Annotated in this window: 16 protein-coding genes; all 16 read right to left on the reverse strand. The window is 70.1% G+C overall.

Annotation, left to right across the window (positions count from 1 at the left end):
- Positions 1–19: 19 nt before the first annotated feature.
- The 16 genes from ispG to ACWFR4_RS04930 all read right to left on the reverse strand — a co-directional run bounded on the left by ispG (position 20) and on the right by ACWFR4_RS04930 (position 17,054).
- Positions 20–1,186 carry a flavodoxin-dependent (E)-4-hydroxy-3-methylbut-2-enyl-diphosphate synthase gene (gene ispG / locus ACWFR4_RS04855; RefSeq protein WP_453650858.1) on the reverse strand — a complete coding sequence of 389 codons (1,167 nt, stop codon included), beginning with the start codon at positions 1,184–1,186 and terminating at the stop codon, positions 20–22.
- A 7-nt stretch (positions 1,187–1,193) separates the two neighbouring features.
- The gene (hpnH, locus tag ACWFR4_RS04860) at positions 1,194–2,216 is read right to left on the reverse strand and encodes an adenosyl-hopene transferase HpnH (RefSeq protein ID WP_453465582.1); all 1,023 of its coding nucleotides are present in this window, start codon (positions 2,214–2,216) and stop codon (positions 1,194–1,196) included.
- 5 nt (positions 2,217–2,221) lie between these two features.
- A complete protein-coding gene (locus ACWFR4_RS04865) occupies positions 2,222–2,881 on the reverse strand; it encodes a phosphorylase family protein (RefSeq protein ID WP_453650860.1) in 660 nt (219 codons plus the stop codon).
- Complete coding sequence (shc, locus tag ACWFR4_RS04870; RefSeq protein ID WP_453650862.1) at positions 2,881–4,890, reverse strand: squalene--hopene cyclase; 2,010 nt, start codon at positions 4,888–4,890, stop codon at positions 2,881–2,883. The genes ACWFR4_RS04865 and shc overlap by 1 nt, the downstream gene beginning before the upstream one ends.
- A 104-nt stretch (positions 4,891–4,994) precedes the next feature.
- Positions 4,995–6,125 (reverse strand): polyprenyl synthetase family protein, encoded by a 1,131-nt coding sequence (locus ACWFR4_RS04875; protein ID WP_453465576.1) that lies wholly within the window; start codon positions 6,123–6,125, stop codon positions 4,995–4,997.
- Complete coding sequence (hpnE, locus tag ACWFR4_RS04880; RefSeq protein WP_453651396.1) at positions 6,122–7,522, reverse strand: hydroxysqualene dehydroxylase HpnE; 1,401 nt, start codon at positions 7,520–7,522, stop codon at positions 6,122–6,124. Before hpnE ends, ACWFR4_RS04875 begins: the two co-directional genes overlap by 4 nt.
- An 11-nt stretch (positions 7,523–7,533) precedes the next feature.
- Complete coding sequence (locus ACWFR4_RS04885; RefSeq protein ID WP_405476722.1) at positions 7,534–7,683, reverse strand: DUF6380 family protein; 150 nt, start codon at positions 7,681–7,683, stop codon at positions 7,534–7,536.
- Positions 7,683–8,633, reverse strand: coding sequence for a presqualene diphosphate synthase HpnD (hpnD, locus tag ACWFR4_RS04890; RefSeq protein ID WP_453465574.1), 951 nt, complete (start codon positions 8,631–8,633; stop codon positions 7,683–7,685). The genes ACWFR4_RS04885 and hpnD overlap by 1 nt, the downstream gene beginning before the upstream one ends.
- The gene (gene hpnC, locus ACWFR4_RS04895) at positions 8,630–9,535 is read right to left on the reverse strand and encodes a squalene synthase HpnC (protein ID WP_453465589.1); all 906 of its coding nucleotides are present in this window, start codon (positions 9,533–9,535) and stop codon (positions 8,630–8,632) included. Before hpnC ends, hpnD begins: the two co-directional genes overlap by 4 nt.
- Positions 9,536–9,962: 427 nt before the next feature.
- Positions 9,963–10,769: an ABC transporter ATP-binding protein gene (locus ACWFR4_RS04900; protein ID WP_453465572.1), complete on the reverse strand. Its 807-nt coding sequence runs from the start codon at positions 10,767–10,769 to the stop codon at positions 9,963–9,965.
- On the reverse strand, positions 10,762–11,691 hold the full coding sequence (locus ACWFR4_RS04905) for an ABC transporter permease (protein WP_453465570.1): 930 nt from the start codon (positions 11,689–11,691) through the stop codon (positions 10,762–10,764). Before ACWFR4_RS04905 ends, ACWFR4_RS04900 begins: the two co-directional genes overlap by 8 nt.
- 97 nt (positions 11,692–11,788) lie before the next feature.
- Complete coding sequence (locus tag ACWFR4_RS04910; protein WP_453465587.1) at positions 11,789–12,661, reverse strand: glycosyltransferase family 2 protein; 873 nt, start codon at positions 12,659–12,661, stop codon at positions 11,789–11,791.
- Positions 12,662–12,669: 8 nt separating this feature from the next.
- Positions 12,670–13,449 (reverse strand): CDP-alcohol phosphatidyltransferase family protein, encoded by a 780-nt coding sequence (locus ACWFR4_RS04915; protein ID WP_382474916.1) that lies wholly within the window; start codon positions 13,447–13,449, stop codon positions 12,670–12,672.
- The gene (locus tag ACWFR4_RS04920; protein WP_453465568.1) at positions 13,427–14,491 is read right to left on the reverse strand and encodes an iron-containing alcohol dehydrogenase family protein; all 1,065 of its coding nucleotides are present in this window, start codon (positions 14,489–14,491) and stop codon (positions 13,427–13,429) included. The genes ACWFR4_RS04915 and ACWFR4_RS04920 overlap by 23 nt, the downstream gene beginning before the upstream one ends.
- The gene (locus ACWFR4_RS04925; protein ID WP_266557680.1) at positions 14,479–15,231 is read right to left on the reverse strand and encodes a phosphocholine cytidylyltransferase family protein; all 753 of its coding nucleotides are present in this window, start codon (positions 15,229–15,231) and stop codon (positions 14,479–14,481) included. The genes ACWFR4_RS04920 and ACWFR4_RS04925 overlap by 13 nt, the downstream gene beginning before the upstream one ends.
- Positions 15,228–17,054, reverse strand: a complete 1,827-nt coding sequence (locus ACWFR4_RS04930; protein WP_453651398.1) for a DUF5941 domain-containing protein — start codon at positions 17,052–17,054, stop codon at positions 15,228–15,230. The genes ACWFR4_RS04925 and ACWFR4_RS04930 overlap by 4 nt, the downstream gene beginning before the upstream one ends.
- Positions 17,055–17,144 lie beyond the last annotated feature (90 nt).

Raw genomic sequence — 17,144 nt, forward strand, 5'->3', positions numbered from 1 at the left:
GCCCCCTCTCCGGTTGTCCTCAGCTCACGGTGACGTCGGGAGCGCCCGAGGCCACCCCGGCGTCCGTCATCTGCTCGGCGATCTTCATCGCCTCTTCGATGAGGGTCTCGACGATCTTCGACTCGGGGACGGTCTTGATGACCTCGCCCTTCACGAAGATCTGGCCCTTGCCGTTGCCCGACGCGACGCCGAGATCCGCCTCACGCGCCTCGCCGGGACCGTTCACCACACACCCCATGACGGCGACCCGAAGGGGCACCTCCATCCCGTCGAGGCCGGCGGAGACCTCGTCGGCCAGCTTGTAGACGTCGACCTGCGCCCGCCCGCACGACGGGCACGACACGATCTCCAGACGCCGCTGCCGAAGCCCCAGCGACTCCAGGATCTGGATGCCGACCTTGATCTCCTCGACCGGCGGCGCGGACAGCGAGACACGGATCGTGTCGCCGATCCCCTCACTCAGCAGCGCCCCGAAGGCGACAGCCGACTTGATGGTGCCCTGGAAGGCCGGGCCCGCCTCGGTCACGCCGAGGTGCAGCGGATAGTCACTGGCCGCGGCGAGCTGGCGGTAGGCGTTCACCATCACGACCGGGTCGTTGTGCTTGACCGAGATCTTGATGTCGCGGAACCCGTGCTCCTCGAAGAGCGACGCCTCCCACAGCGCCGACTCGACGAGCGCCTCGGGCGTCGCCTTGCCGTACTTCTTCAGCAATCGGGCGTCCAGGGAACCGGCGTTGACCCCGATACGGATCGGGGTGCCGTGATCTTTGGCCGCCTGCGCGATCTCCTTGACCTTGTCGTCGAACTGCTTGATGTTGCCCGGGTTCACCCGGACCGCCGCGCAGCCCGCCTCGATGGCCGCGAAGACGTACTTCGGCTGGAAGTGGATGTCCGCGATGACAGGGATCTGCGACTTCCTCGCGATCGTCGCGAGCGCGTCCGCGTCGTCCTGCGTGGGGCACGCCACCCGCACGATCTGGCAGCCGGACGCCGTCAGTTCGGCGATCTGCTGCAGCGTGGCCCCGATGTCCGAGGTCCGTGTCGTCGTCATCGACTGCACGGACACCGGCGCTCCGCCCCCCACTGCCACCGGTCCGACGTGGATCTGCCGACTCGTTCTGCGGTCGGCGATCGGTCGGACCGGCAGCGAAGGGAGCCCCAGTGAAACGGGCTCTCCGGAGGTCATGGCGGTGTCACCCGCGGTTTCCGGAAACGGTCTCGCGGGCGGCGCGGATGGACTCCTTGAGCGAGCCCATCGTGGCGAGGACGGCCGTCGGCTCGTAACCGCAGTGCGCCATGCAGTTGTTGCAGCGCTCGTCCTTGCCGCGCCCGTAGGCGTCCCAGTCGGTCTTCTCGATGAGGTCCTTGTACGTGGTGACGTACCCGTCCGCCATCAGGTAGCAGGGCTTCTGCCAGCCGAAGAGCGAGTAGTTCGGGATCGCCCACGCCGTGCACGGGAAGTCGACCTTGCCCTCGAGGAAGTCGAGGAACAGCGGCGAGTGGTTGAGGCGCCAGCGGCGCCTGTTGCCGCCCGCGAAGGCCTTCTTGAAGAGCTCGCGGGTCTGCTCCACGCCCAGGAAGTGCTCCTGGTCGGGCGCCTTCTCATAGGCGTAGGCGGGCGAGAGCATCATCTCGTCGACCTCGAGGTCGTCGTTGAGGTAGTTCAGGACCTCGATGATGTTCTGCGGGGTGTCCGTGTTGAAGAAGGTGGAGTTCGTGGTGACGCGGAAGCCCCGCTTCTTGGCCTCCTTGATCGCCTCCACCGCCTCGTCGAAGACGCCTTCCTTGGCGACGGACTCGTCGTGACGCTCACGCATCCCGTCGATGTGCACCGTGAAGGCGAAGTACGGCGAGGGCTTGAACTTGTCCATCTTCTTGCGCATGAGCAGCGCGTTCGTGCAGAGGAAGACGTACTTCTTCTTCGCCACCAGCTGCCGGACGATCTCGTCGATATGCGGGTGCATGAGCGGCTCACCGCCGGCGATGGACACCATCGGCGCGCCGGACTCCAGGACGGCGCCCACGGCCTGCGCCACGGGCATCCGCTGCTTCAGCACTCCGGCGGGATGCTGGATCTTTCCGCAGCCCTCGCACTTGAGGTTGCAGGCGTACAGCGGCTCCAGTTCGACAATGAGCGGGAACTTGTCGCGCTTGCGAACCTTCTGTTCAACGAGGTACGTCGCGACCTTGATGGACTGACGAAGCGGCATGGCCATCTGGCTCACCTCCGGGGGAGCAGCAAAGAACGGTGCCATTCGAAAAATGCGGGAAGCACGGCACGAAGAACGCGGAAAGCCGATATTCCACCGCGCACCGTGCCGATACGGACGAGCTCATGTTCTGGAGCGTCCACGACCACCCGTACGGCCGCAACCGGACGCGGGCCCCGCGCGGCCGCCGTGCGCAGCGTGGCCGCGGACTCCATGTCCACGGCGATCGCGCCCGTGGCGAGCAGGTCGCCGCGCTCGTGCCCGCGCACGACATGGTCGGAGCCGGTGAGCGGACCGGTGTGCACGGTCCGTCCCGGTACCGCCCTGACCAGCTCCTTGACGAGGAGTTCCGTGCCGGTGCACGGCGTGGAACCGTACGGGTCACGGGTCTCCTCGGCGACGACCAGGTCACCCGGGTGCATCCCGGGGGCGAGGCCGGCGCAGAAACCGGTCGCGACGACCGCCGCGTCCTGCAGGGCGGGGTCCTCGAGGACCTTGGCCACGGACCGCTCGGCCGCCTTGGGGCCCATGCCCGTGCGCAGCACGGTCACGGGGGCCGGTGCTCCGGCGCGGGCGCCGGTGCGCAGGGCGAGGTGCTCGATGCCGAGCGCGCAGGCGACCAGCAGCGGGGCGGCGTCCGGCGGGCGCGGGGCCGCCGGGGATCGGGCCATCAGCTCACCTTGCCCGGCAAGGACGACTGGTCGGCGAACGGCTCCCCATGGACGTACCGGCCAAGTGCCGTGAGCGGGAAGACATGGCGGTAGAGGTGGTAGTTGATCGAGAAGTCCCACGGGAAGCCGGTGCCGGTGAAGTACGGCTCGTCCCAGGTGCCGTCCTCCAGCTGGGTCTCGGTCAGCCAGGCGGCTCCCCGCTCGACGGCCTTGGAGTCCCGCTCCCCCGCCGACAGGAGCGCCATCAGCGCCCAGCCGGTCTGCGAGGCGGTCGAGACGCCGTGGCCCTTCCAGTCCTCGTAGCGGTAGGAGCGCAGGTCCTCGCCCCAGCCGCCGTCGTCGTTCTGGACGGATTCGAGCCAGGCGACGGCGCGGCTGACCGCGGGGTGCGAGGGGGGCAGTCCGGCGGCGGTCAGGGCGGGCAGCACCGACCCTGTCCCGTATACGTAGTTGACGCCCCAGCGGCCGAACCAGGCACCGTTCGGCTCCTGTTCGGCGAGCAGCCACTCGATGCCGCGCCGGGTGCGCGGGTCGTGCGACATTCCCTCGACGGCGAGCATCTCCACCACGTGCCCTGTGACGTCCGCGGACGGGGGGTCGATGACCTCGCCGAAGTCGCAGAACGGCAGCCGGTTGGGGAACGGGCTGGTGTTGTCGACGTCGAAGGCCGCCCAGGCGCCGTTCCTCGACTGCATGCCGAGGTTCCAGCGCACGCCGCGCTCGATGGCCTTCTCCATGCGCACGGTGTCCGGATGCCGGACGCGGCGCAGCGCGAGGACGACCTCGGCCGTGTCGTCGATGTCGGGGTAGTTGTCGTTGTGGAACTCGAACGCCCAGCCACCGGAGGCGAGTTGAGGCCTGCGGACGGACCAGTCGCCGGGCCGGTCGATCTGCTCCCGGAGCATCCAGTCGGCGGCCTTGACCAGCCGGGGGTGGTCGGCGGGCAGGCCGGCGTCGGCGAGGGCGATCACGGCCAGGCAGGTGTCCCACACGGGAGACTGGCAGGCCTCGATCATCCGGGCCCCGTCCTCTCGCCACACGGCGAACCGGTCGAGTGACTCCAACCCCGCCTTCATCACGGGGTGTTCGAGGTCGTAGCCGAGCAGGTGGAGGGCGATGACGGAGTACACCGCCGGGGGCTGGATGCCGCCCCAGCAGCCGTCGTTCTCCTGGCGCTCGATGATCCAGCGGGCGGCCGAGTTCATGGCCGCCTTGCGCAGCCTGCGCGGCGCGACCTTGCGATACAGGTGCATCGCCTTGTCGAGTCGCTCGAAGGCGCCGTCCCAACTTGCCAACGGAGCAAGGGGCTTGGCCGGGTTGGGGTTCCGCGCGTCGGTGTGCAGCTCGTCGAGCGGGAAGGGCGCGGGCCGTACGGGGCGCTTCGCGGAGACGACCGTGAGCGGCACGATGGTCTGGCGGGCCCAGCAGCCGAAGTCGTAGATGTTGAGCGGCATCCACTTCGGGAAGTAGATGAGTTCCGGGGGCAGTTCGGGCAGGTCGTCCCACTTCCACCAGCCGAACAGGGCCAGCCAGATGCGGGTGAAGACGCGGCTCGCGGCGATGCCGCCCCGCTCCCGGATCCAGGCGGAGGCCTTCGCCATGTGCGGCGCGTCGGGGGCGTCCCCGGCCAGGCGCAGGGCTACGTACGCCTCGATGGTGGCGGAGAGTTCGCCGGGTCCGCCGTAGAACGTGGCCCAGGTGCCGTCGTCGCTCTGTTCACCGCGGATGAAGAGCCCGGCGGCGCGGGTGGTCGCCTCGTCCCCGATCCCGAGGAACTGGCGCAGCAGCAGGTCCTCGGCATCCATCGTGACGTTCGTGTCGAGGTCGCCCTTCCACCAGCCCTGGGCGTCCTGCCGGGCGAGCAGGAAGTCCGTGGCGCGCTGGACGGCGCGGGTGGCGGCGTCGTGCGTCCCGGCCGCCCCGGGGCTCGTGTCGGTCAATTGGGCAGTGGTGGCCGAGGTCGCGCCGGGAGCTGCCGCTCCGCTGCTTCCGTCGGTCGTCGCTGTCATGGCTTCCCCTTCGTGCAGTGCTCGATCTCTGCTGGGTCCGCCGTCGGCCGATGCCCTGGATGGACACCGGCCGGCGACTGCGAGTCATATGCGGCCGATAGTGATCATCTCTTTCGTACGACGACGAAGTCCGCGAGCGCGACGAACTGCGCCCGCACGTGGTCCTGCATCTGGACGGAGTCCAGGGCCTCGATGGCGACGGCGTACTGCCGGCGCGCCTCCTCGGCGGTCCAGTCGCGGCCGCCGGCCTCCTCGATGAGGGCGGCGCGGGCCGCGAACTCCTCCTCGGAGAAGGTGTCGAAGTCGTTGCTCTTCGCGTCGGCGGCGAGGAGTTCACCGAGCCGCTCGGACGCGGGGCCGCCCGCGGCGAGCGCGGCGACGACGGGCAGTGACTTCTTGCGCTGGCGCAGATCGCTCCAGGTCTGCTTGCCGGTGGCCTCCGGGTCGCCCCAGATGCCGAGCAGGTCGTCGACGGCCTGGAAGGCGAGGCCGAGGTGGTACCCGTACTTCTCCAGCTGGTCCGCGGTCCGGTCGTCGGCGCCGCCGAGCACGGCCCCGATGGAGGAGGCGCAGGCCAGCAGGGCGCCGGTCTTGTTGCCCTCCATCTCCAGGCACTCCTCGACGGTGACCCGCTCGCGGTGCTCGTAGCTGATGTCCTGCGCCTGCCCGTCGATCAGGGCGCGCGAGGCGGCGGTCAGACGGCGCGTGGCGCGGCCGGCCTCGGCAGTGCCGAGTTCGAGGAGCACCTCGTTGGCGAGGGCGAAGAGCGCGTCGCCGACGAGGATGGCCTGCGCCGGGCCGTGCACCTTCCAGACGGTGTCCCGGTGGCGGCGCTGTTCGTCGCCGTCCATCAGGTCGTCGTGCAGGAGCGAGAAGTTGTGCACCAGCTCGACGGCGACCGCGCCGGGCACGCCCACCTCGGGTGCCGCGCCGGGGACCTGGGCGGACAGCACGGCGAGCGCGGGGCGTACGGCCTTGCCGCCGTCGCCGTCGGCCGGGTTGCCCTGGGCGTCGATCCAGCCGAAGTGATAGGCGGCGACGGTGTCCATCGGGGGTGCGAGGCGGTCCACGGCGGCCCGCAGCACCGGGGTGGCCAGGGTCCGGCCGCGCTCTAGCAGCGCGGTCACGTCCACCGCGTCGGCAGCCGGTTCGGCCGGGGGCACAGCGGGCACAGGGTCTCCTTTTGTTGCGTCGCCGGGGGCCGGATGGTCCGCCCCCTGGAGATCGAGCTTCATGCCGCCTCCCGGAACAGATGACCGCGTGGGCGGTCGAGTGCGGCGAGAGCGGCATCGGCGGCGCTGACACCGCTGCGTACCGCGCTTTCCATGGTCGCGGGCCACCCGGTGGCGGTCCACGCGCCGGCCAGGTACAGGCCGGGTGCGTTGGTGTGGGCCGTGGGCCGCAGCGCGCCGACGCCGGGGGCCGGCGCGAAGGTCGCAGTGCGCTCCCGGGTGACGAAGAAGTCGAGTACCTTCGCGCCCCGCGCGGCGGGCAACAGCCGCTCGAACTCGGGCAGATAGCGCTCTCGGAGCACGGCGACGGGCTCGTCGATCTCGTCCTGCGCGGCCGACTGGGACACCGCGAGGTACTGCCCCTCGGTGAGCCCGGACGCTTCCGTGCGGTCGAAGACCCACTGCAACGGCGAGCCGAGCGCGGTGAAGAAGGGCCGCTTGAGGACCTTGCGGTCGTAGACGACGTGCAGGTTGAGGATCGGCGCGGTCCCGATGGCGAGCAGCCGTTCGGCGTCGTCGAGCGCGCCGTCGGGCAGCAGGTCGTACGTCTCGCGCTGGGGCACGGCGAGGACGACGGTGTCCGCCGCGATCCGCTCCCCGGGAACCTCCACGCTCCAACGTCCGTTCTCCGTACGGGAGATGGAGGTGACGCGTGTACGGAGTTCGGTGCGTACGCCCGCGGAGTCGAGCGCCTTGCGGGCGAGAGTGTCGTGGAGTTCACCGAGGGGGACGCGTGCCCAGCCGATGTCGGCCGCGCCCGGTTCGGACAGCAGCCCGGTCTTGAACACCATGGCGGCGAGCCCGAGCGAGGACTCGCCGGCGACGGCGTTCAGGGTGGCGACGCCCACCAGGTCCCAGAGGGCCTCGATGGCGCGCCGCGACTGGCCGTGTTCGGCCAGCCAGCTGCCGAAGTCCCGTTCGTCCAGGGCCGGATCGCCCAGGTCGAGCCCCTTGAGGGCCAGCGCGGCACGCCCCACGTTGGCGCGCTCGACAAGCGAGAGATGCGGATACGTGACGAGGCTCGCGGCGAGATGCAGCGGTACGGGCAGTGCGGTGCGGCGCAGTCTGCCGAGCCGGTTCCTGTCGGCGTCGAGGACGGGTACGTCGAGACGTTCCTGCAGGGGCGACAGGGCCGCGCCGTCGATGCGGTCGAGGAACCAGCGGTAGGCGGTGCAGCAGCGCAGGTACACGTGCTGGCCGTTGTCGATGGTGAGGTCGCCGCGCTTGAAGGAGAACGCGAGACCGCCAAGCCTCGGGCGCCCTTCGAGCAGGGTGACGTCGAGGCCCGCGTCGGCGAGCGCGAGTGCGGCCGTGGTCCCGGCGAGACCACCGCCGACCACGACCGCGGTCTGCCGTCCGGTGTCTTTGGCGGTGTCCGCGCCCGGCCCGTCGGGCCGCATGTTCCCGGTGCTCATGCGCCCTCCCCTCCGGCCGTTCCGTCAGTGTGCGCGCGATGGTTGAAAGACGCACGGCAGGCCGCTGAAGTCATGGACGCCGCGTCGGCGCGGAGGGTTGCCCGCCGTTTCCCGTCGGTGCGGACCGCTCTGTCGGACGTGCTCATCAGACGCGCCTCCTGAGGTGCTGCCGGGAGACGCTGCGGGCGTCGAGACCGGACAGGCCGCGCACGGCGACGTAGGCCTTCTCGCGCCCGGGGAGCGAGACGCGGCCGCGCAGGACGGCCTCGGGCTCGCGCTCGATGCGGTCCAGGAGGCGCCGGTAGATGCCGGCCATGGCGGCGACGCAGGCGCCGCTGCGCCGGTCGAGCAGCGGAAGGAGCCGGTATCCCTCGGCGAACAGGGCGCGGGCGCGGCGCACCTCGAAGTGCACGAGGCCCGCGAAGTCCGAGCCCACCGGCGGTGTCGGGGCCCCGAAGCCGGCCGAGCAGCCGAACTTGGCGAGGTCGTCGGCAGGCAGGTAGGTGCGGCCGTCCGCCGCGTCCTCCCGCACATCGCGCAGGATGTTGGTGAGCTGGAGCGCGAGCCCGAGCGTGTCCGCGTACTCGGAGGCGCGCTCGGCGCCGCGCGCGCCCGGCTCGGTGCCGAAGATGCCGAGCGAGACCCGGCCGATGGCCCCGGCGACGCAGCGGCAGTAGACCTTGAGGTCGTCCCAGGTCTCGTACGTCTCGCCGCGCAAGTCCATCAGGACGCCGTCGATGAGTTCGTCGAGGCCGCCGAGCGGGATCGGGAACCGGTGCGCGGCATGCGCGAGGGCGACGCCCACCGGATCGGTGTCGTCCTCCGCCACATCGCCGTCGCGCACCCGGGCGAGCAGTGCCCGGGTCTCGTCGAGCCGGTCGGCCTTGACGTCCGGCGGCAGCGCTCCGTCGCCGATGTCGTCGACGCGACGCGAGAACGCGTACACCGCCGACATGGCGCGCCGCTTGGCCGTCGGCAGCAGCCTGATGCCATAGGCGAAGTTACGTGCCTGCTGTCCGGTCACGGTCTCGCAGTAGCTGTATGCGGCGAGTACCGCTGCCGACACGTGCTGGTCTGACTCCACGGTCCGGCTCACCCCTCTCCTCGCAGAGTCGCTCCCACCTCACGCAGCAACCGGAGCTTGGTGGGCTTGGGCGGTCCAGGAAGTACGTCGTACGAAACGGCGGCGATCGCGGTGACCGCCGCCTTCCCCCCTGCCACGAACCCGGCAAGCAGCAGCTTCAGCCTGCCGTGGACGCTACCCACGAGGGGGGTGCCTTCATTCAGGAGACCGAGGGCGCGTTCGGCCTCGAACGCGACCAGGGCGCGCACCGATGCGCCCGCCGTGGGTGCGGCGAGATCGGACTCCTGGACATGGAACTGTTTCATGTCCTCGGCGGGCAGGTAGATGCGGCCCTGCCTCAGGTCCTCGCCGACGTCCTGAAGGTGTTCGACGATCTGCAGGCCGGTGCACACGGCGTCCGAGAGGCGGATGCGCTCGGGGGTCGCTGTGCCGGTGATCGCGAGGACGAGACGGCCGACCGGGTTGGCCGAGAGCTCGCAGTAGGCCAGCAGGTCCTCGTACGTCTCGTAGCGCGTGACCAGCTGGTCCTGGCGGTTGGCCTCGATGAGGCCGAGGAAGGGCTCGGGGGTGAGGCCGCGACGGTGCACGGTGGGCTGCAGGGCGCGCAGGAGGGGGTGACGGGGGGTGGATTCGAACACCCGGTGAAGGTCTGCCTCGAAGGCGTCGAGCAAAGCAAGCCGGTCCCCATCAGCCCGTTCGGGTGACACGCCCAGGAGGCGGGCGTCGGCGCCGCCGGGGGCGAGGTCGCCGTCACCGATGTCGTCGACGAGGCGGGCAAAGCCGTAGACCGCCATGAGGTCGTCGCGCCAGTCCCGGGGCAGGAAAAAGGGGGCCACCGGAAAATTCTCGTCGGCGGCCTTGTCGAGTGTCGCCTCGGCCGGGGACCCGGCGGGCGCTGCCGATGATCCCGTCACCACGCACGGCCCGGTGCTAGGACGGCGAAAGCATCGTGGAGCTGGAGAGTTTCCATAGCCATTGCCGTCACATCTCCCGTTCTACACTGCCGACCCAAAACATCCCATTTCGGACACGCCGCCCAGCCTTGCGCGCGGCAGACCCGACCCCTGAGTCAGGATGTCGCGCATTATCGCCCCTTTGCCGCGAATCGGCACCGGTACAGCTTACGTTGTACAACCGGCCCTGCCCCGACGGGGTTTCCTGCAGATCACAACAACACACCGATCGGCTTCAAGATTCCCTGCGCGCAAGGAAGTTGGCCTTCACTTGACCTCCGCGGGAATCAGTTGCCACCTACATGCATATCAAGGCCCCGCCGAAGAGATCCCGGCGGGGCCTTGAGACGCGAAACGGGTGCAGCGGGTTGCCCGGGGGCCGCCTCGGCTACTTGCCCGTGAACTTCTCGTACTCCTTGAGTACCTCATCTGTCGGTCCGTCCATACGCAGCTCGCCGCGCTCCAGCCAGAGCACGCGGTCGCAGGTGTCGCGGATCGACTTGTTGTTGTGGCTGACGAGGAAGACCGTGCCGGCCTCCTTGCGCAGCTCGCGGATCCGGGCCTCGGAGCGCTTCTGGAACTTGCGGTCACCCGTGGCCAGGGCCTCGTCGATCATGAGGACGTCGTGGTCCTTGGCCGCCGCGATGGAGAAGCGCAGCCGCGCCGCCATACCGGAGGAGTAGGTGCGCATCGGGAGCGTGATGAAGTCGCCCTTCTCGTTGATGCCCGAGAAGTCGACGATCCCCTGATAACGCTCCCGGATCTGCTCGCGGGACATACCCATCGCGAGCCCGCCGAGTATGACGTTCCGCTCGCCCGTCAGGTCGTTCATGAGCGCCGCGTTCACACCGAGGAGCGAGGGCTGGCCGTCGGTGAAGACCTTGCCCTTCTCCGCCGGCAGGAGCCCGGCGATCGCGCGCAGCAGGGTCGACTTACCGGACCCGTTCGAGCCGATCAGGCCGATCGCCTCGCCGCGGTACGCGGTGAAGGTGACGCCCTTGACGGCGTGCACCTTGCGCACGCCGCGCGCGGCGTCGTCGGAGCCCCGCTTGACGATGCGGCTCAGCGCCGCGGTGGCGCTGCCCTTGCCCGTCTTGGCGCCGTTGACGCGGTACACGATGTGCAGCCCGTCCGCGATGACGGTCGGGATGTGCCCCTTGCCTGCGTTCTTGCCCAGGATGTCTTCGTCAGCCACGGCCGTACCGCTCCTCTGCCTTCCAGAAGTAGACGAAGCCGCCGGCGGCGACCAGCACCGACCAGCCGGCCGCGACCGCCCACACGTGCGGCGGCAGGTTCCCGGAGCCGTATCCGTCGATGAGCGCGAAGCGCATCAGGTCCATGTAGATCGCGGCCGGGTTCCACTGCAGGACGTCGGCGACCCACGCGGGCTTGTCGGCCAGCATGATCGGGATGGAGAACATCACGCCGGACGCGTACATCCACGTACGCATCACGAACGGCATCAGCTGCGCCAGGTCCGGGGTCTTCGAGCCCATCCTCGCCATGATCAGCGCGAGTCCGGTGTTGAAGAGGAACTGGAGTGCGAGCACCGGGACGATCAGCAGCCAGGACAGACCCGGGTAGCTGCCGAAGCCGATCGCGACGATGAACAGGACGATCATCGAGAACAGCAGCTGCTGGAGCTGCTGGAGCGCGAACGAGATCGGCAGCGAGGCCCGTGGGAAGTGCAGGGCGCGCACCAGGCCCAGATTGCCCGAGATCGCCCTCACGCCCGCCATCACCGAGCTCTGCGTGAAGGTGAAGACGAAGACGCCCGTGACCAGGAACGGGATGTACACGTCCATCGACATGCCCCGGCTGGCGTGCAGGATGAGGCCGAAGATGAGGTAGTACACAGCCGCGTTCAGCAGTGGCGTCGCCACCTGCCAGAGCTGGCCGAGCTTGGCCTGGCTGTACTGGGCGGTGAGCTTCGCCTGCGAGAAGGCGAGGATGAAGTGACGCCGCCCCCACAGCTGGCTGACGTACTCGAACAGGCCGGGCCTGGCGCCACTGACGGTCAGACCGTACTTGGCGGCCAGGTCGGCCGGGGAGAGCCCTTCATCGGGCGACGGACGCGCTGTCACCGCGACACCGCCGTCATGCGTTGTCTCACTCACTAGTGGAAACTTTCGTCTTCAAAGTGCGCAGCCTGGTCGGGCATAGGCACGGGCCAGGGACCGGGGTACGGGCCGAATGCTCTCAGACACGAGCTTGTCAGATGATGGGAGGTCGGCCCAGTCGGGTCAGGCGCCACACCGTACGCCACTTCATGGGACGCCTGGGGCCGCACGGGCTCGTCCAGCCTTCCTTGAACCCGCCGAACCAGGCCTTGAGCGCAGGTCCGGAGGGGCGGCGGGCAAGCGTGAGGAGCAGCCAGACGCCGAGGTAGACGGGGACGATGAGCGCGGGCAGATTGCGGCGGGCGAGCCAGACCCGGTTCCTGGCGACCATGCGGTGGTAGACCGCGTGCCGGGAGGGAGCCGTGGTCGGGTGGTGCAGCACCATGTCCGCGCGGTAGTCGATCATCCAGCCCGCGTCGAGGGCACGCCAGGCGAGGTCGGTCTCCTCGTGGGCGTAGAAGAACTCGTCGGGCAGGCCGCCGACCTCGGCGAGGACGCCGGTGCGCACCGCGTTGGCGCCGCCGAGGAACGTGGTGACGCGCGAGGAGCGCATCGGGTCGGCGGCGCGCAGGCGCGGGACGTGGCGACGCTGGGTGACGCCAGTCTCCGGGTCGGCGATCCGGAAGCTGATGATGCCCAGCTTCGGATCGGCCTCGAAGGCCTCGCGGCACAGCTGAGCGGTGTCGGTGTTCGGCAGGAGGCCGTCGTCGTCGAGGAAGAGCAGCACGTCCACGTCGGAGCCCGAGGGCCCGAAGGCCTCGATGCCGACGTTGCGGCCACCCGGGATACCGAGGTTCTCGGGCAGTTCGACGGTGCGGACACCGGCGGGGACGTCCGGGACCGGGGAGCCGTTGCCGACCACGACCACCTCGACCCGGTCGCCGTCCTGCTTGGCGACGGAGTCGAGGAGGGCGCGCAGCTCCTCGGGGCGGTTGCCCATGGTGATGATCACCGCGCCGACCTTCATGCGCGTACTCACTTCAGCCTGCTCGACGCCAGGATGGACACCAGGTGCAGCAGGGTCTGGAGCAGCGCGATGCCGGCCAGAACCGCCACGCCCAGGCGCGTGAAGAACAGGTCGCCCCGGATCTGGTCGACGATCGCGAGGACCAGGATCAGCAGCGACGCCTCGATGCCGAGGATGAGGCGGTGGAACTTGAGCGCCGACGCCGCCTTGCGGGCGAGCGCCATGCCGGAGGCCTGGATCTCGGAGGCGGACTCCTTGACCTGCTCCTTGCCGCTCTGCGCGCGGGCCACGCCGACCAGGTCCGTCTCGGCCTTGATCAGGATGGCGCCGAGCGCGGCGAGCGTGCCGAGGAAGGCCCACAGCCAGTCGATCCGGCCGGAACCCCACAGGTCGGCGGCGCGCAGACCGAAGCCGACGAGGACCGCGGCGTCGGTCAGGTACGCGCCGACGCGGTCCATCCAGACGCCGGCGAGCGAGTACTGCTTGCGCCAGCGGGCGATCTCGCCGTCGACACAGTCGAGCAGCAGGTACAGCTGGACCGCGACGACGCCGAGAACGGCGCCCCAGATACCCGGGACCAGCAGCGCGGGCGCCGCGAGGACGCCGCACACGGTCATCAGGTAGGTCAGCTGGTTGGGGCTGACCTTGGTGTTCACGAGGTGGCGGTCGATGCGCAGCGAGATCTCGCGCATGTAGAGCCGCCCGCCCCAGTGCTCGCCGCTCCGCCGGTCCTTCACCCCTGCGGGGTGAACGACCGGGCGGAGCTCAGCTACCGATGGCTTTTGCATAGTCGGCGTAGGCGTCCCTGATCTGGTCGGTGGACAGATTGAGGTGCTCGAGGATCGTGTACCGGCCCGGACGGGTCTGCGGCGCGAACTCCACGACCTGGACGAACTCGTCCACGGTGAAGCCGATCTCCTCGGGGGTCACGGGCAGGCCGTGCCTGCGCAGGACCTCGACCATGTACAGCGACTCCTCGCGCGCTCCCCGCAGGAACATCGCGAAGGCCGCGCCCAGGCCGCACTGCTCGCCGTGGCTCGCGGCGCGCTTGGGGAAGAGGAGGTCGAAGGCGTGGTTGATCTCGTGGCAGGCGCCGGACGCCGGACGGGAGTCGCCCGACACCGACATCGCGATACCGGTGAGGACCAGCCCCTCGGCCAGGACCTGGAGGAACGAGTCGTCCCCCACGCCGCCGGGGTGGCGCAGCACGGCCTCGCCGGCCTGGCGGGCCATGGCGGCGGCCAGGCCGTCGATGTCCTCGCCACGCTCGCGGGCGGCCAGCTCCCAGTCCGCGATCGCGGAGATGTTGGACAGGGCGTCACCGATGCCGGAGCGCACGAAGCGGACCGGGGCCTCACGGATGATGTCGAGGTCGATGACGACGGCGATCGGGTTCGGCACGCCGTACGAGCCGCGGCCCGCGTCGTTGTCGAGGGTCGCGACCGGCGAGCACAGGCCGTCGTGCGACAGGTTCGTCGCGACGGCGACCAGCGGCAGGCCGACGCGCGCCGCGGCGAACTTGGCGCAGTCGATGATCTTGCCGCCGCCGAGGCCCACGACCGCGTCGTAGCGGCCCTTCTTGATGGCCTCGGCGAGCTTGATCGCGTCGTCGAGCGTGCCGCCGCCGACCTCGAACCACTCCGCACGGGGCAGCTGCGGCTCGAGGCGCTTGCGCAGGACGGCGCCCGAGCCACCGCTGATCGCGATGGCCAGGCGTCCGGTGGACGACGAGATCCGCTGGTCGGCGAGAACGGTCGCCAGGTCGTCGATCGCCCCCGCCCGGATGTCGACGACGACCGGCGAGGGGATGAGCCTCGTCAGTACTGGCACGCGATAACACGTCCCTTGGCGAGGTCGTCGTGGTTGTCGATCTCGACCCACTTGACGTCGCCGATGGGGGCCACGTCGATCCGGAAACCGCGGTTCACGAGCTCCTGGTAGCCGTGCTCGTAGAACTGCTGCGGGTCCGTCTCGAAGACGGTCTTGAGCGCGTCGGCGAGCTCGTCGGCCGCCTCGCCCTCGATGAGCGTGACGCCGATGTACTCACCGGTCGCCTCGGCCGGGTCCATCAGCTTGGTGATCTTCGTCATGCCGCCCTCGGGGCCGACGACGACCTTCATCTCCTCGTCGGCGAGGGACTTCACCGTGTCGAGGGCGAGGATGATCTTCTTGCCGTCACCGCGGGCGGCGAGCAGCGTCTTCTCGACGGAGACCGGGTGCACGGTGTCGCCGTTGGCGAGGATCACCGAGTGCTTGATCGCGTCACGGCCGCACCACAGGGAGTAGGCGTTGTTCCACTCCTCGGCCTTGTCGTTGTCGATCAGGGTGATCTTGACGCCGTACTTCTGCTCGAGCGCCTCGCGACGCTCGTAGACGGCCTCCTTGCGGTACCCGACGATGATCGCGACCTCGGTCAGACCGATCTCGGCGAAGTTGCCGAGGGTCAGGTCCAGAACCGTGAGGCTCTCCTCGTCACCCTCGGGGCCGACCGGCACCAGGGCCTTGGGCAGGGTGTCGGTGTAGGGACGCAGACGCCGTCCGGCGCCGGCAGCCAGCACGAGGCCGATCATGCGGGTTCTCCTTCATCGTGTACGGCGGGTGTGCCGCGCCTGTGGGCGGTCACCCAGTAGCGGATGCTCTCGACGAGCACCACCAGTGCCACGGCCACGGCGCAAACCGTGAGCGCGACAGTGAAATCTGTGTCGGTGAGCAGTGCGGCGATCACAGTGACCACCAGCGTTCTGCCCTCGTGCCCGCCGATCGCCCGGACAAGCCAGAGCGGGGGCGCGCCGGTGCCACCGCGGATGCGGTACACCGTGTCGTAGTGATGGTAGGCGACCGCGGCCACCAGTCCGAAAGCCGCCGGCAACGCTCCGTTCACGTCCGCTTTCGCTGCGATCAGCAGGATCGTGCCGTATTCGGCGGCGCGGAAGACGGGCGGGACCAGCCAGTCGAGGGGGCCCTTCAGAGGGCGCGAGACGGCCGCGGCGGAGGTCAGCGCGTAGACGGCGGCGCCGAGGACGGGCCACCAGCTGCCGTAGTCCGACAGCGCGGTGGCGAGTACGAGGACCAGGGCTCCGAGCGCGGCGATCGCCGGGGCCGTGTGACGAGGCACACCGCGCACCGCGCGCTGGAGCAGTTCACTCAGCGGCCCGCTGTCGGAGAGCTCCGCGAGGGCCTGCGCGGCCCGGTCCGTGCGGGTGGCCCGGCGGGTCAGCGAGCGCAGGACGCGGCCGGCCGTGGTGTACGTCGCCGCGAGGGCGCAGCCGATCAGCAGGACGATGAACGTGATGCGTGGCGTCGTCAGCGCGGTGAGCAGCGCGATCAGGGCCCAGCGTTCGCCGATCGGCAGCACTATCATCCGGCGCACCCAGACCGTCCACCCGACGCTGTCGAGCTTGTCCGAGAGGGCCGCGGTGGGACTGGTGTTGGCCGTCGCGTCGTGGTTCGCCTCGTTGAAGGAGAAGTCCACGACATGTCGGCAGGTCTGCAGGACCATCGCGCCGAGCGCGAGCGCCCACACGTCGTCACCGCCACGGGCCGCGCCGAGCGCGAGGCCCGCGTAGTAGGCGTACTCCTTGGCGCGGTCGAAAGTCGCGTCGAGCCAGGCGCCGAGCGTCGAGTACTGCAGTGAGTAGCGGGCGAGCTGCCCGTCCGTGCAGTCCAGGACGAAGGAGAAGAGGAGCAGCAGTCCCGCGGCGACAAAACCGATGCGGGTGCCGGTGGCCGCGCAGCCCGCCGCGATCAGCGCGGTGAACAGCGAGGCGGTCGTCACCTGGTTCGGGGTGAGACCGCGCCGGGCGCACCAGCGGGCGATGTAGCGGGAGTACGGGCTGATGCAGTAGGTCGTGAAGAAGCCGTCGCGCGCCTTGACCGCCGTACGCAGCCGGATCGCCTCGTCGTCGACGGCGGCGACCGCCTGGCGGGCCTCGTTGCGGGCCTGCGGGTCGGCGGGCACGGCGGCGACGAGCTCACCGAGCTCGGGGTGGTGCACCTCGGTGCCGTACGCCGCCGCCAGGCGCTCGGCGACGCGGTCGGCGAGCACACCGGCCAGGGTGCCGGCCCGCGTACCGAAGTCCGTCGGGGAAGGCCCTTCGGCGGTGTCACGCAGGGCGCCGGTCAGCGCCTCGCGGGCCGCGGGCTGTACGGAGACGGCTCCGGGGACGGCCGAGGCGGCGAAGCGGGGGTCGGTGAGGCCGAGGCGCAGCGCGTGGGTGTGGCCCACGAAGCCCGCGTCGACGAGCGCGACCCGCTGTCCTGCCGGGACCGCGGCGAGCGCCGCCCCTGCCTGTGCGGCGTCCGGGGCGAGCCGCACGTCGAAGCCGAGTGCCCGCAGCTCACCCTCGAGCGACGACCCGGGTACCGGCTGACCGGTGACGATGGCGGTCGACAGACGAACTCACTCCTTGGATTGCCTGCACGCCGGCGCAGCGGGCACAGGCGTGGTGGGGGCGCCCCGGGCCGAGATCGGCCGGGCGGCACG

Source organism: Streptomyces sp. NPDC055140 (assembly GCF_053607285.1).

Excerpts from the sequence above, each read along its gene's own strand:
- hpnH (WP_453465582.1), bottom strand. The coding sequence starts at position 2,216 with ATGGCCATGCCGCTTCGTCAGTCCATCAAGGTCGCGACGTACCTCGTT.
- ACWFR4_RS04910 (WP_453465587.1), bottom strand. The coding sequence starts at position 12,661 with ATGAAGGTCGGCGCGGTGATCATCACCATGGGCAACCGCCCCGAGGAG.
- ACWFR4_RS04875 (WP_453465576.1), bottom strand. The coding sequence starts at position 6,125 with ATGAAGCTCGATCTCCAGGGGGCGGACCATCCGGCCCCCGGCGACGCA.
- ACWFR4_RS04915 (WP_382474916.1), bottom strand. The coding sequence starts at position 13,449 with ATGCAAAAGCCATCGGTAGCTGAGCTCCGCCCGGTCGTTCACCCCGCA.
- shc (WP_453650862.1), bottom strand. The coding sequence starts at position 4,890 with ATGACAGCGACGACCGACGGAAGCAGCGGAGCGGCAGCTCCCGGCGCG.
- hpnE (WP_453651396.1), bottom strand. The coding sequence starts at position 7,522 with ATGCGGCCCGACGGGCCGGGCGCGGACACCGCCAAAGACACCGGACGG.
- ACWFR4_RS04925 (WP_266557680.1), bottom strand. The coding sequence starts at position 15,231 with ATGATCGGCCTCGTGCTGGCTGCCGGCGCCGGACGGCGTCTGCGTCCC.
- ispG (WP_453650858.1), bottom strand. The coding sequence starts at position 1,186 with ATGACCTCCGGAGAGCCCGTTTCACTGGGGCTCCCTTCGCTGCCGGTC.
- ACWFR4_RS04885 (WP_405476722.1), bottom strand. The coding sequence starts at position 7,683 with ATGAGCACGTCCGACAGAGCGGTCCGCACCGACGGGAAACGGCGGGCA.
- ACWFR4_RS04865 (WP_453650860.1), bottom strand. The coding sequence starts at position 2,881 with ATGGCCCGATCCCCGGCGGCCCCGCGCCCGCCGGACGCCGCCCCGCTG.